Here is a 13801-nt window from a genome sequence, read left to right as displayed (position 1 = left end):
ATGAAGAACCCATCCATGACGAACGCATCGGCAGTACACAGCCAGGCGCTGGCGCACTTTATCGACACGATGAACCGGATCGTGGCTGACGCGGCCCAGCCCGAGGCCGAAACGCTCCGGCACGTGGGGGCCGCGCTCGGCGAACTGGTGAGCCGGGACGACTGGCTCGACCCGCAGTTCACCGTGCCGCATCCCGAGTACTACCGGCAATACCTGCTGCATGCCGACCCGCAGGACCGCTACAGCGTCGTGAGCTTCGTCTGGGGGCCGGGCCAGAAGACTCCGGTCCACGATCACTGCACCTGGGGCGCAATCGGCATGCTGCGTGGGGCGGAACTGGGGCAGGCTTTCGTACAAGGCGAGCAGGGGATGGCGGCGGCCGGGGACGCCGAGCGGCTGGAGCCGGGCGACGTGACCTTTGTCTCGCCGGCGATTGGCGACATCCATGTGGTGCGCAATGCGTACGACGACCGCGTGTCGATCAGCATCCATGTCTACGGCACCGACATCGGCAAGCAGGAACGCCATGTGTTCGACGTCGATACCGGTGCGGCCAAGACGTTCATCTCGGGGTATGCCAACGTGGAAACGTCGCGCTCATGAATGCATCGCCATTGCTGCAGCACTGGGACGGCGACACCTGCCGCCTGACCCTGAATCGTCCGGCGCAGGGCAACGCACTGTCGCGTGAACTGGTGGACGCGCTCGATGCCGCGTTCGAGGACTGCGCCCGGCGCGGGGCCGCGATGGTGGTGCTCGACGGTGCGGGCCGCCATTTCTGCACGGGCTTCGACCTGTCGGGCCTGGATGAGGAGACCGACGACAGCCTGCTGGCACGCTTCACGCGCATCGAACTGATGCTGCAGCGCGTGGCGCGCGCCCCGTTCCACACCGTGGCGGTGGCGCAGGGCCGCGTGATGGGTGCCGGCGCGGACCTGTTCGCGGCGTGTACGCAGCGCGTGGCAGTGGCCGGCGCCACGTTCGCCTTTCCCGGTGCGCGCGGCTTCGGGCTGGTGCTCGGCAGCCGCCGCCTGGCCGCCTGCGTGGGGACCCAGCGGGCGCGCGAATGGATCACAAGCGGCGGCACGATTCACGAGGCCGAGGCGCTGGCCGCGGGGCTGGCAACCGAGTGCGTGGAATCGGCCGGCCCGATCCTGCGCGATGCGGGGCGAAGCGGCGCCGAAACGCTGCTGGACCGCGCCATCGATGGCAATGCCGAACTCGACGATGCGCGCGATCTGGCCGCACTGGTGCGGTCGGCGGCTGCCGCCGGCCTGCGGCAACGTGTGGCGGACTACGTGGCCAGGCAGGCCCAGGCGCGCAAGACAGCCTGACCGGCGCCGGCCGCAAACACCTGCGGATTTTCATGCCAGCCAACGGACGCCAGATCCGCATGCGGCACCGAAAGGAGGAGACACGATGCAACACATCATCAAGCACCGGATAGCGGCGGCAGCCATCATCGCGCTGGCCGGCATCCACGCCGGGGGTGCCCTGGCACAAGGCGAAGGGCCTTACCCGTCCAAACCGATCCACCTTGTGGTGGGCTATGCGCCCGGCGGCGGCACCGACATCATGGCGCGCCTGATCGGCCAGCGTATCGGTGCGGAGCTGGGCCAGCCTGTGGTGGTCGACAACAAGCCGGGCGCCGGCCAGAACATCGCGGCCAGCTACGTGGCGCGGTCTGCTGCCGACGGCTACACGCTGCTGCTGAGCTCCAATGCACTGGCCGTGAACATCAGCCTGTACGGCAAGCTCGACTACGACCCGGTCAAGAGCTTCGCCCCCGTGGCGGTGTTTGGCCAGAGCCCGAACCTGATGGTGGTGCCCGCGGCGCTGAACGTGAACACCGTGGCCGACTTCGTGACCTACGCGAAGAAGCAGGGCGCGGCCGGCGTGAATTTCTCCTCGTCGGGCGCCGGCAGCTCGCAGCACCTGGGCGGCGAACTGTTCCGGCAGGAAACCGGCATCAAGGCCAGCCATGTGCCGTACAAGGGCTCGGCGCCGTCCATCGTCGCCATCCTGAGCGGCGAGGTGCAATACACGTTCATCAACATCCCCTCGGTGATGGCGGTGAAGTCGAACAACAGGCTGCGTGTGCTGGCGATCACCAGTGCGAAACGTTCGCCGCTGATGCCCGATGTGCCGACGATGACCGAGGCCGGCATGCCGCATATGACGATGGCGGCGTGGTACGGCGTCCTCGCCCCGGCCGGTACGCCTGCGGCCATCGTCAACCGGCTCAACGCGGCCATCAACAAGGCCGTGGCCGACCCGTCGTTCCGCGAGCGCATGCAGACCGAGGGCGCCGAGACCATGGTCGAGTCGCCCGATTACTTCAAGCGCTTCCTGGCCGACGACATCGCGCGCTGGCGCGAGGTCGTGAAGGCCGGCAACGTCAAGGTCGAATGACCCTGCATTGCCTTGAATCCCTTCTTTTTACCTGCAAACTTTCCAACTGGGAGAACCCGCATGTCCATGTTCATGAACTGGTCAGATCTGCTGAATACGCTCAAGCGTTCGTACAACCGCCTGGGCAATACCAACCCGAAGATGCTGGAAGCCTATCGCAACCTGGCGGCGGCGCAGGGGTCGAACGGCGCGCTCGATGCCAAGACGCGCGAACTGATCGCGCTGGCCGTGGCGGTAACCACGCGCTGTGACGGCTGCATCTCGTCGCATGCGGCGGCTGCGGTCAAGGCCGGTGCCACCGAGGCCGAGGTCAGCGATGCACTGGGCACCGCGATTGCGCTGAATGCTGGCGCTGCCTACGTCTATTCGCTGCGCGCGATGGAGGCCGTCACCCAGATGCGGGAAGCGGCTTGACACCGGGAACGCACCCGTAGACATCAGCATTCGATAGCGAATAGGAGGAGACAAGCATGGCAGCGTATGTGATCGACAGCGCCCTGTTCCGCGACCAGTTCAGCACCGCACAGATGCGCGAGATCTTCAGCGACGAGCAGACCGTGCAGCGGTGGCTCGACGTGGAAGCCGCCCTGGCCCGGGTGCAGGCGCGCCTGGGCATCATTCCGCAGCACGCGGCCGACGAGATCTGCGCCAAGGCCCGCGCGGAGCTGATCGACCTGGCCGACCTGAAGCGCGAGATGGATCGCACCAGCCATCCGATCGTGCCACTGCTGCGTGCCATGAAGAAGGTTTGCAGCGGCGATGCGGCCGAGTACATCCACTGGGGTGCCACGACGCAGGACATCATCGATACCGGCACGATGCTCCAGGTGCGCGACGCGCTGGACGTGATCGGCAAGCGCTATGCGGAGCTGGAGTCGCACCTGGTGACGCTGGCGGCGAAGCATCGTGACCTGACGATGGTGGCGCGCAGCCACGGCCAGCAGGCGCTGCCGATTACCTTCGGCTTCAAGGTGGCCGTATGGGTGGAGGAGATGCGCCGCAACCGCGAACGCTTCGACGCCATGAAGCAGCGCGTGCTGGTGGGCCAGTTCTCTGGGGCGGTCGGCACGCTGGCAGCGCTGGGCGACAAGGGCCTCGCGGTGCAGGAGGCGCTGTTCGAGGAACTGGGGCTGGGCTGCCCGCGCATCCACTGGCACGTCTCGCGCGATAGCATTGCAGAACTGGCCTGCGTGCTCGCGATCTGTACCGGCACCATCGGCAAGATCGCCCATGAGGTCTACAGCCTGCAGAAAACGGAGACGGCCGAGCTGGAAGAGCCGTTCGCGATGGGCAAGGTCGGCAGCAGCACGATGCCGCACAAGCGCAATCCGCCCACCTGCGAGACCGTGGTGGCACTGGCCCGCCTGGTGCGCAACACCGCGCCGATGGCGCTGGAATCGATCATGGCGGAGCACGAACGCGACAAGATCGTGCTGCAGACCGAACGCGAATTCATCTCGCGCCTGTGCTGCATGTGTGACGCGGCGGCGATGAAGATGAGCTATGTTTGCGCCAACCTGACCGTGCGTCCCGCGAACATGGAGAAGAACCTGTTCATCCAGCGCGGACTGCTGATGTCGGAAGCCGTCATGATGGGATTGAGCGACCGGCTCGGGCGGCAGGAAGCGCACGAGATCGTCTATGAGGTCTGCATGGACGTGTTCGAGCGCGGCGGCGACTTCCGCGAGGCGCTGCTGGCCAATCCGAAGGTGGCGGCAGGCATCGACGCCCAGGCGATCGATCGCATGCTCGATCCACACGGCTACACCGGCATGGCCGGCGTGTTCGTGGACCGCGTGGTGGGGAACGTGACGGAGTGAGAGCAGGCTGCCGCGCGCGGCAGCCTCCGGCAAGAAGAAAGGAAAGCGGGCGCAGGGGAAATTCCCGGCGCCCGCTTTTTCTTTCTGGGTAAGGTAGGTGGAAGCTAGCGGCGTAGTGGTGCGAAGCAGGCTGCCACATCGTCCAGACCCTCGCATGCCAGCGCGGTGGCGATCAGCGCTTCGGCGCGCGCCTCGCCAAGCACCGGCGCAAGCAGTGCGCGCGCCTTGCTGGCGATGCGCGCTTCCTGCCGGTCGAGATCGGTCTCGGGGCGGCTGGCGTCGCAGTGACTGACATGCGTGCAGCCATCGGTCAGGGTCACGGTGGCGCGGGCATTGGCACGCGGCATGGCTGCGTCGCCCTGTACGCGGATGCGCGCGCGCAGCGCTGAGATGGCCGGATCGTCGCGTGCATCGGCAAAGCTCCCGGCCGCCACGGTGCTGCGGCCGGACAGCGCCAGCGCGGCCATATGGGCAATGCTGAACTTCGCTTCGGAGGGCGTGCAGGGATTGGCGATGCAGCAGACGTCAAGGTATTGCGGCTCGATCGCCACGTCGACCATTTCGATATCGCCAGGCTGAAATGCGTGCGCCTGGCGTAGTTGCAGGCAGGCGTCGATGGGCGCCTGCGTGCCGTAGCACGACGCGTGGTACTTGTAGACGATGCCGTGGACGCGTGGCGTCGCCGCATCTTGCCAGACGCGGTCGGCGTCCCACTGGCCCGCGTACAGGGCGGCGAAGCCCTGCTCGCGCTCCAGGATGTCCGTCACCGCCGTGAAGCCGCGCGCCGCCAGTCGGGCGGCCCGCAGGCCTATGGCTGCGGCGTGTCCCGCATGCAGCGGCTTGCCCATGGTGCCGAACAGCGCACGCAGGCCGCCGGCCTGCGTGCAGGCGATGCCCAGTGCATGCGCGGTGCGTTCGGTGTCGAGCCCAAGCAGCGCCGCCACCGCCGTGGTGGCGCCCAGTGTGCCGAGCGTGGCCGTGTTGTGCCAGCCAAGCCGGTAATGGTCCTCGCCCATCAACGACGCCACCCGGCTCTGCAGTTCGACCCCGGCGGCAAAGGCGGCCAGCGCCGCGGCACCGCCGTGCCGGCCCGCTTCGGCCTGCGCCAGGATGGCTGGCCATAGCGGCACGGAAGGGTGCACGCGCGATTGCAGGTGCGCGTCATCGAAATCGAGCACGTGCGAGGCCGTGCCGTTGACCAGCGCCGCCTGCACCGCACTGGCGCGAGAGCCGTCGAGCAGGGTGGCGCGCGGCGTGGCACCTTCGTCACGGATGTCGGCCAGCAGGATCTGCACCGGCGGCTCTTGCCACGCCGCGCAGGCGACCGCAAACCAGTCGAGCAGGCTGTGCCGGGCAATGCGGGACACGGAGGCGGGCAGGGTGTCGCCATGCGCGATGGCCAGGCTGTGGGCCGCCAGTTCAAGCGTGAGCCGGTGCGGCAGGACGGGGGCGGCGCGTGCGCTGCCTGGGCTGCGTGTGCTGCGTGTGCTGCGTGTGCTGGCGTTGGTATCGGTGCTCATTTGACCTCCATCGTCTTCAGCAGCTTGTCGCTGATGCCGGCGCGATAACGGCCAATGTCGTCGACGATGTATTGGCGGAACTTGTCCGTCGGCATGTCGACTTCGCGGGCGCCATCCTGGCGCACCACGCGGCGGACTTCGGCGTTGGCCAGTCCTTCGGATACCGCTCGCGACAGGCGCTGCACGATGGCATCGGGCGTACCGGCCGGCGCCACCAGGCCGTACCACTGCGTCACCGTGACGTCGATGCCGAGTTCACGAAACGTTGGGATGTCGGGGAAGGCTGGCGTGCGCTGCTCGCCGGTCAGGGCCAGCAGCTTGAGCTTGCCACCCTTGACCTGGCCCATGATCGGCGGCGCCGTGGCAAAGAACAGATCGGTGTGACCGCCCAGCAGGTCCGTAATGGCCGGACCCGAGCCGCGATACGGGATGGGAGAGATCTCGACGCCGGCCTTGGCCTTGACCATTTCCATCGTCACGTAGCCGACGCTACCCGGCCCCGAGGAGCCGTAGCTGAGTTGCCGCACCTTGGCGTCGGCCAGTGCCGCCTTGGCCGTCGTGTAGCGGTCGGACGAGGCGAATAGCCCGTGCGGCGCCTGCACCAGCATGCCGATGGCGACGAAGTCTTCCGGCACGCGGTAGGGCAGTTCCTTGCCGCGTATCGCCGCTGCCAGCGACATGTTGCTGCTCATGCCCATCAGCAGCGTGTAGCCGTCAGGCTTGCTGCGCGCGACCTGCTCGGCGGCCATCATGCCCCCCGCGCCGCCCTTGTTTTCCACCACCACGGGCTGGCCGAGCTTGCGCGACAGCTGGTCGGCGATCAGCCGGCCGTAGAGGTCGCCGCCGCCACCCGGCGGAAAGCCCACCACCAGCTTGATTGGGCGGTCCGGGTATTCGGCGTGTGCCACCGTGGCAGCCATGCCGATTGCCAAGCCGGTCAGCAGGCATAGCAGGCCGCGCGCGCCACGCCGTGCGCGGGCAAGCGCACCTTGCATGGATATCGTCATCGTTGTCTCCTCGCTTATCGTCGATCAGGCCGTCGTTGCGGCCCGTCATCGATTCTGGGCGAGGAGCGGCGATACGCATGGATGTTCCGTGAATTGGAACGGCCGCGCCGTGGCGTGTCGTCAGAACGGCAGGCTCAGGTAATAGCGCCCCAGTTCCGACAGTGCGCCATCGGCGCCCAGCAGGCTGGTGAAGTGCGGGTCGGGGCTCCATCGGCCCGTGAACCACGCGTAGCGGAACACATCGGTGCGCTGCTCGCAGGTGGCCACCATTTCGCGCATCTGGGTCTTCTGCTTCTCCAGCGTATCGATCTGGGAGCCGTCGGCGTTGCTGTGCCAGTTGGCGAACTCGGTGACCCAGAACGGCTTGCCGTACTTGGCCAGCCGGTCGAGTTGACCGCCCAGGCCATAGTCATACCAGTGGAAGGCCAGGTAGTCGATCTGGGGATTGCGGTTGCCGTTGGCGGCGCGGTACGCGTTGTAGAACGCATCAAGCCAGATCACGGGATCGCTGTAGCCCGGCATGGTGCCCCACGTGATGGCCGGGCCCACGAGCTTGACCCCGGTGCGGGCGGCGATGGCCTCGAACTGCGGCCAGGCAGCGGCGGCTGCGGCGGGCGACAGGTTGGCCTGGTCCGTCAGGTTCGGCTCGTTCATCAGCAGCAGGTACTTGACCTCCGGATGGTCCTTCAGCCAGGTCTCCACGGTGATGGCGTCGAACGCATAGTCGTTCCAGAGCATGGGAACGAAGTCCATGCCGTACGTCGCGCGTGTGTCGGTGGGCGCCGACGGACTGGGCTTGGGCGACCAGTTGTACCACCACGACACGCCGGGGGCCAGCGCGGCCACATCGGCCTTGCTGGCCAGATCGAACGCGATGCCGCGTTTGGCGCTCTTGGTCACGCCGGGCGTGGCGGCTGGCGGGGTGGCCGGTGCGGCGGGCGTGCTTGGCGACAGGCCGCCGCCGCTATTGCCGGAGCCGGACGTCGAGGTGCCGCCGTCGCCGCCACCGCAGGCAGCAAGCGCGAAAGCCATGAGCAGCGGCGCGATGGCGCGGCTGCGGAAGGTGTGCATCAACATATGAGTGTCCGTGTGAAGCGGAGTCGGATTCCGTGTTGGCTCCGCTCCCGGGCGTGCGGGAGCGGAGCATCATCCTCGATAGACGCCGCGACTTACAGCGACTGCAGGAACGTCGTGATCGCGTCGCGGTCGGCCTTCGGCAGCGCCTCGTACCGCGTGCGGCTGTCGGTGGCCTCGCCGCCATGCCAGAGCACGGCTTCGGGGATGGTGCGGGCGCGGCCATCGTGCAGCAGGCGCACGCTGGTATCGCCACCCTGCACGAAGCGCAGCGAGCCGATGCCCCACAACGGCGCGGTGCGCCACTGGCCCGGATACGCGCGCCCTTCAGGCAGCGAGTCGGCCAGTTCAGGCCCCATGTCGTGCAGCAGCAGATCGGTGTACGGATGGATGGTCTGCTCGCGAAGCTCGGCAAATGGGTGGGTGCTGCCGGTTTTCAGGGTCGGCGTATGGCAGGCCACGCAACGCACCTGAGTGAACAGGTCGCTACCCCGCGCGATTTGTGCGGGGTTCACATCGTGCTCGGGCGATACGCGGATGCCGTCAGGAAAGCCGCTGCGCAGCTTGCGCTGTGCCGGCACCGCGATCAGCGACAGGTAGTGCGTCATGCGCTGCAGTTCGTTCTCGCTGATCGACGTGGGCGTGGTGACCGTGTGGCAGTTCGCGGCGCCGCGCTGGCAGCCGTAATCGGGGAACATCGGTGATGTCACACCCAGGTCCTTGATCAGCGCGTCGGCTACCTGCTGGCGGATGCTGCCCTTCGATGCCTTCCAGCCAAAGCGGCCTACGTGGGTCTTGCCTGTCTGCGGGTCCACCACGAGGTTGGCTACGCCCCGGACGCCGTCGCCGTCGGCATCGTTCGGATCGGCCAGACCCAGGATGGTGGTCTCGGGAATGGCTTCCAGCAGCCCCATGCCGATCACCTGCGCGGCCTGGCGCGCCGAGAAGCGTGCCGGGGCCGGGCCCTTGAACGCGAACACGGGCTTGACCAGTTCCACCTTCTCGCCATCGGGCAGCGTGCGTACGGTGGTGTCGAGCGACTGCACGGTGACGTCGTACGCGGCAGCCTTGGCATCCTGCGCGTGCTGCTGCACGTTGTGGCCGTAGACCGGATCGGGGCCGGTGCCGTCGCTGTTGGCGGTCAGGAACGACATCGTGTCCAGCTTCGCGCCCAGCGCCAGCGGCTTGCTGCGGCCGTTGTTGGTGTGGCATTCGATACAGCGCGGCTGGTTGTAGCGGGCGCCGAGCTGTCCGATATGCGCCGTGAACACGGGGTTGTCGCGGTCGTGCTCGGAGTGCGTGCCGTCGGCGAACGACGTGTGGAACAGGCGGCGTCCCTCCACGAAGCGCTGCGTGTTCGTGATGCCGATGTTGTTGGCCATCTGCTGGAAGACGCGCATCGGCTCTTCCGAGTAGTTGTACGAGAGGCTGGCCTGGCCGCCCAGCAGGGCGTCGTCCGGCAGCGGCTCCGAATCGAGGTTCGGGGCGATGCCATACCAGGGGCGCATGCCCACGCCAACCACGTAGAGCTGCTCGAACGAGTAGTAACGGCTGCCGCCGCCGTCCGCCACCGGGTCGCGCTTCAGGCGCGGCGCCGGGGCCAGCTCAACCTTGTCGCCGATTTTCAGCGGGCTGTGCGGGTCGGTGCGCCAGTTCGAGTCGAACGTCATCATGCAGTCTTCGCGCGGCTGGTTCTCGCGGCAGATCGGCAGGCCACCTTCCTTCGGGTTGTTGAAACCGTAGTTCAGGGACCAGCCATAGTCGCGCACGGTCGGATCGAGCACGTTGCGGAACAGGCTGAACGTGGTGCCGTCGAAGATGCCCTGGTTCACGCGCAGGTAGACCTCGATCAGCTGCTTGCCGGCGGGCACGTGGTCGCGGATTTCCAGGCCGAACGTGCGGTTCTGGAAATAGAACGTGGGAAAGGTCAGGTAGCGGCCCGGGCCCGCGTCGGGGGCATCCCAGGCCTCGCCGCGTTCGCGGGCGTGGCGTTCGGTCGGGCGCGAGCCCATCATCGTCACCAGCGTGCCGTCGGCCTCCCGGTACTGGATCTGCTCCATGACCGGCGTGTCGGCGCTGTACAGCGGCTCATAGAGCGACGGCGCGACGGTCGGAGGCGGCGGGCTGCCGTCACCGCCTCCGCCGCACGCGGCGAGCATCGATATGACGGCCAGCAGCAATGCCGGCCCACGATAGTGAGCGACTTTTTTCATTGTCTTGACCCTTCGTTTTTATCGGAACCCCATGGGATTCCGTTTTCGATATTTATTTCCGACAACGACAAAAGCATCCCGCGCGTCGGAAACAGGCCCATTCCCTGTAGCCGCGGCGATTATCGTGAGCCGTCGAAATAGATGTCAATTGTCATTATCTGGCGCCTGGGGTGACAAAAATTGCGCCGTGCGGTGACGAGGATCGTCACATCGTGACGGGGCGCCGGATGCAGCCCCGTCGATGACATGTACATGACACAAATCGGAGGTTTTCTGCCGGCGCTCGCGATTTATATCCAGTGGGATGCGTATCGCGTTGACCATTATGGTGCGGATTTCGTTGCGCGAAAGCCGCAGACATTTCCGTCAGCGTGGCAATGAAAATGGCCACTCGCCAGCGGGTGGCAGTGGCCAGGGACGACGCGTTGAGGTATCAAGCGCCCAATGAGTCGACGCTCACAGAGATGCAGTCATCGTCGCGCTGGAACGGTGCAGCAGCACCGGGATCGATTTGGATGTCGGCGTATTGCAGAGGTCGGCGACGCTGTCCAGCGGCACCAGCGGGTTGGTCTCGGGGTAGTAGGCGGCCACGCATCCGCGCGGAATGTCGTAGGCGACCAGCAGGAAACCGTCGGCGCGCCGCTCGATGTCGTCGTGCCATACCGTCGTCATGTCGACCCATTCGCCGTCGCGCAGGCCAAGCATTTCCAGGTCTGCCCGATGGATGAACACCACGCGGCGCTGGCCGAAGACGCCGCGATAGCGGTCGTCCAGCGCGTAGATCGTGGTGTTGTACTGGTCGTGGGACCGCGTGGTCATCAGCGTCATCACGCGCTCGCCGTGGCGGGCGCGGGCCTGGGCGATCGGCGTGTCGGGGCTCAGCGGATTGACCAGGAACTCGGCCTTGCCGGACGACGTGTGCCATTGCCGCTCCCGCGCGGGCACGTACAGGTGAAAGCCGCCCGGCACCGCCACGCGGGCGTTGTAGTGCTCGAATCCGTCGACGACCTCGGCGATCTTGTCGCGAATGCGGGCGTAGTCCTGCGCGTACCAGCGCCAGTCCACGGTGTCGCTGCCCAGCGTGGCATGGGCCAGGCCGGCGATGATCGCGGTCTCGGACATCAGGTCTGGCGATGCCGGCGTATTCATCCCGAACGAGATATGCACCTTGGAGACTGAGTCTTCCACGGTGACGCCCTGCGGCACGCCGTCCTGCAGGTCGATCTCCGTGCGGCCCAGCGTGGGCAGGATCAGCGCCTCCTTGCCGTGGACCAAGTGGCTGCGATTGAGCTTGGTGGCGATATGCACGGTCAGGTTGCAGGCGCGCAGCGCGTCCCACGTACGGAGCGTGTCCGGGGTCGCTGCCGCAAAGTTGCCGCCCAGCGCCACGAAGATCTTCACGTCGCCGCGCAGCATGGCCTCGATGCTCTCCACCACGTCGTAGCCGTGCTCGCGCGGCGGGGTGAAGCGGAAAGCCGCGCCGAGCTTGTCCAGGAAGGCGCCGGTCGGCTGCTCCTCGATGCCCACCGTCCGGTTGCCCTGCACGTTCGAGTGGCCGCGCACGGGACACAGGCCCGCGCCCTCGCGCCCGATATTGCCGCGCAGCATCATCAGGTTGGTCAGCATCTGGATGGTCTGTACCGAATGCTTGTGCTGGGTCAGGCCCATGCCCCAGGTGCAGATCACGCGCTGGCCGCGGGCGTAGATGGCGGCCAGGCCCTCGATTTCCTCGCGGGGTACGCCCGATTCCTGCTCGATGAGGGTCCACGATTCGGCTCGCAGGTCGGCCGCAAAGGCGTCGAAGCCGTGCGTGTGCTCGGCAATGAACGCGGTGTCCAGCACGCGGGCGCCACCACTGGCCAGCGCTTCGTCGTCCAGTTCCAGCACGCGCTTGGCCACGCCCTTGATCAGCGCGTAGTCGCCGCCCAGCGTGGGGCGCACGAATACCGAGCAGATCCTGGTGTCCGACAGGGTCAGCATCTCCACCGGGCTCTGCGGGCTGGTGAAGCGTTCCAGCCCGCGCTCGCGCAGCGGGTTGATCGACACCAGCGTGGCACCCCGCCGGGCGCAGTCGCGCAGTTCGGCCAGCATGCGTGGATGGTTGGTAGCCGGGTTCTGGCCGAACAGCAGGATGGTGTCGCAGGTCTCGAAATCGTCCAGCGTCACCGTGCCCTTGCCGACGCCAACCGTATGGGGCATGCCACGGCTGGTGGCCTCGTGGCACATGTTCGAGCAGTCCGGGAAGTTGTTGGTGCCCGTCATGCGCGCGAACAGCTGGTACAGGAAGGCAGCCTCGTTGCTGGCGCGGCCAGAGGTGTAGAAGGCCGCCTGGTTCGGATCGGGCAGGGCGCGCAGGCGGGTGCCGATCAGCGCGAAGGCGTCTTGCCAGGAGATCGGGCGGTAGGTGTCCGACAGCCCGTCATAGATGACGGGCTCGGTCAGCCGGCCGTGCTGCTCCAGTTCGTAGTCGGTCTGCGCCATCAGCGACGTCACCGTGTGTTGCGCCAGGAATGCCGCCGTTACGCGCTTGCCGGTGGATTCGGCGGCCACGGCCTTGACGCCGTTCTCGCAGAACTCGAACGTCGAGGCGTGTTCGCGGTCGGGCCAGGCGCAGCCGGGGCAGTCGAAGCCGTCCGCCTTGTTCTGCCGGAACAGCATCGCGTAGTCGCGGCCTGGCACGCGTTCCTTGATGAGGTTGATGGCCACGTACTTCAGCGCACCCCATCCGGCGGCGGCGTGGGTATAGGGTTCGATGCGGGGCTTGGACTTGAAGGCCATGGCGGGGGCTCCTGCCTGAAAGGGGTCGATACGTCGGGATGGCCCAAGCGTATCGGGGGCAGGGTGGCGGGCGTTACCGCTGGCGGTGCCGGTTTCGGTTTTGCACGTCAAACGATGCGCCAGGCAAACCAAAGGATGATGGTGCTTTACAAATTGGCTACCGCGAGGCAACCCACGTACGAATGCGCCGTGCGTTGCCGGCGCCTACGATGTGTTCACGGGCTTGCGATGCAGGCCCTGGCGGGACAGCCGAACGGTGTTTCCCGTCTGCAAGGCAACCCAACCAGGAGTCCATCATGATTCGCAAGCACATCGTTCCCGTCCTCGTGGCATGCGGCGTGGCCGCCATCAGCGCCCTCGGCACCGGCATGGCCAATGCCGCCGAGACCGGCAAGCACCCGGCCGTGCATTCGCACCCGCAGTACAACATCGACCAGCCGCGTGACGTCTACACGCAGGGCGCGCGCTTCAATGTGTCGCCCGCCGACCAGGGTCGCTTCATCCAGGTTGGGCAGGACCTGACCGGCGTATCGGCGCCTCCGGGCAACACGCCGGCATGAACGCCAGCATGATCGCCACAGGCGGGATCGACGGCCGGGCCGCCAGCGCGGCCGTCGGTGGCGTCAGGCTGGCGCTGGCATGGCTGGGCATCTGTGCCGCCAGTTGCGGCATGGCCCTGGTCACGGCGCTCTGGGCAGGCGTTTGAGGTGCCGCCCAGGCGCCTTTTTTTTGGTTCTTATATGAACGCGCCTCGTCTTGCTAGGTGAACGCAAAGGTCAGGCTCGACAGAGGGTTGGTTGCAGACTTATATCCGGCCTTTTCTGCAGGCCATGCCTGCGGGCCCTGATGGAATTCGCCAAGAGCGGTCTCATCTTCGCCACGTGCTTAAAAGCACCAGAACCAAATCAGGCTTGCGCTCTTGTGGTCCAACCTGTCACGCCATCATGGTTACGCTTACCATCGCAACTTGCTGATGA

Annotated in this window: 12 protein-coding genes; 7 read left to right on the top strand and 5 right to left on the bottom strand. The window is 66.6% G+C overall.

Going from position 1 to position 13801, the window contains the following annotated elements; all coding sequences use genetic code 11:
* The 5 genes from CYJ10_RS08570 to purB all read left to right on the top strand — a co-directional run bounded on the left by CYJ10_RS08570 (window position 1) and on the right by purB (window position 4232).
* Entirely contained in the window at window positions 1-603 is a 603-nt protein-coding gene (locus CYJ10_RS08570; RefSeq protein ID WP_257993191.1) for a cysteine dioxygenase family protein, read from the top strand.
* On the top strand, window positions 600-1334 hold the full coding sequence (locus CYJ10_RS08565; RefSeq protein ID WP_101681096.1) for an enoyl-CoA hydratase/isomerase family protein: 735 nt from the start codon (window positions 600-602) through the stop codon (window positions 1332-1334). Before CYJ10_RS08570 ends, CYJ10_RS08565 begins: the two co-directional genes overlap by 4 nt.
* 85 nt (window positions 1335-1419) lie before the next feature.
* A complete protein-coding gene (locus CYJ10_RS08560) occupies window positions 1420-2412 on the top strand; it encodes a tripartite tricarboxylate transporter substrate binding protein (RefSeq protein ID WP_101681095.1) in 993 nt (330 codons plus the stop codon).
* A gap of 66 nt (window positions 2413-2478) precedes the next feature.
* Window positions 2479-2826 (top strand): carboxymuconolactone decarboxylase family protein, encoded by a 348-nt coding sequence (locus CYJ10_RS08555; RefSeq protein WP_101681512.1) that lies wholly within the window; start codon window positions 2479-2481, stop codon window positions 2824-2826.
* Between the two features lie 56 nt (window positions 2827-2882).
* On the top strand, window positions 2883-4232 hold the full coding sequence (purB, locus tag CYJ10_RS08550) for an adenylosuccinate lyase (protein WP_101681094.1): 1350 nt from the start codon (window positions 2883-2885) through the stop codon (window positions 4230-4232).
* Between the two features lie 104 nt (window positions 4233-4336).
* Here purB and CYJ10_RS08545 read toward each other — a convergent pair whose 3' ends face one another.
* The 5 genes from CYJ10_RS08545 to CYJ10_RS08525 form a co-directional block, all read right to left on the bottom strand.
* The gene (locus tag CYJ10_RS08545; RefSeq protein ID WP_101681093.1) at window positions 4337-5752 is read right to left on the bottom strand and encodes an MmgE/PrpD family protein; all 1416 of its coding nucleotides are present in this window, start codon (window positions 5750-5752) and stop codon (window positions 4337-4339) included.
* Complete coding sequence (locus CYJ10_RS08540; protein ID WP_101681092.1) at window positions 5749-6759, bottom strand: Bug family tripartite tricarboxylate transporter substrate binding protein; 1011 nt, start codon at window positions 6757-6759, stop codon at window positions 5749-5751. Before CYJ10_RS08540 ends, CYJ10_RS08545 begins: the two co-directional genes overlap by 4 nt.
* A gap of 120 nt (window positions 6760-6879) precedes the next feature.
* A complete protein-coding gene (locus tag CYJ10_RS08535; protein ID WP_257993189.1) occupies window positions 6880-7836 on the bottom strand; it encodes a glycoside hydrolase family protein in 957 nt (318 codons plus the stop codon).
* A gap of 92 nt (window positions 7837-7928) precedes the next feature.
* The gene (locus CYJ10_RS08530) at window positions 7929-10046 is read right to left on the bottom strand and encodes a di-heme oxidoreductase family protein (RefSeq protein ID WP_101681091.1); all 2118 of its coding nucleotides are present in this window, start codon (window positions 10044-10046) and stop codon (window positions 7929-7931) included.
* Window positions 10047-10502: 456 nt separating this feature from the next.
* Window positions 10503-12824: an FdhF/YdeP family oxidoreductase gene (locus CYJ10_RS08525; protein WP_101681090.1), complete on the bottom strand. Its 2322-nt coding sequence runs from the start codon at window positions 12822-12824 to the stop codon at window positions 10503-10505.
* A gap of 296 nt (window positions 12825-13120) precedes the next feature.
* Between CYJ10_RS08525 and CYJ10_RS08520 the strand changes: the two genes are divergently transcribed.
* Together CYJ10_RS08520 and CYJ10_RS34055 are read left to right on the top strand one after the other, a co-directional pair.
* The gene (locus CYJ10_RS08520) at window positions 13121-13384 is read left to right on the top strand and encodes a hypothetical protein (protein ID WP_101681089.1); all 264 of its coding nucleotides are present in this window, start codon (window positions 13121-13123) and stop codon (window positions 13382-13384) included.
* A complete protein-coding gene (locus tag CYJ10_RS34055; protein WP_180862873.1) occupies window positions 13381-13530 on the top strand; it encodes a hypothetical protein in 150 nt (49 codons plus the stop codon). The genes CYJ10_RS08520 and CYJ10_RS34055 overlap by 4 nt, the downstream gene beginning before the upstream one ends.
* Window positions 13531-13801 lie beyond the last annotated feature (271 nt).

Origin of the sequence: Cupriavidus pauculus, assembly GCF_002858765.1 — a bacterium.
GTDB lineage: Bacteria > Pseudomonadota > Gammaproteobacteria > Burkholderiales > Burkholderiaceae > Cupriavidus > Cupriavidus pauculus_B.
Note: the sequence above shows the minus strand (reverse complement) of the source record. Positions and strands in the feature narration are given on the sequence as shown.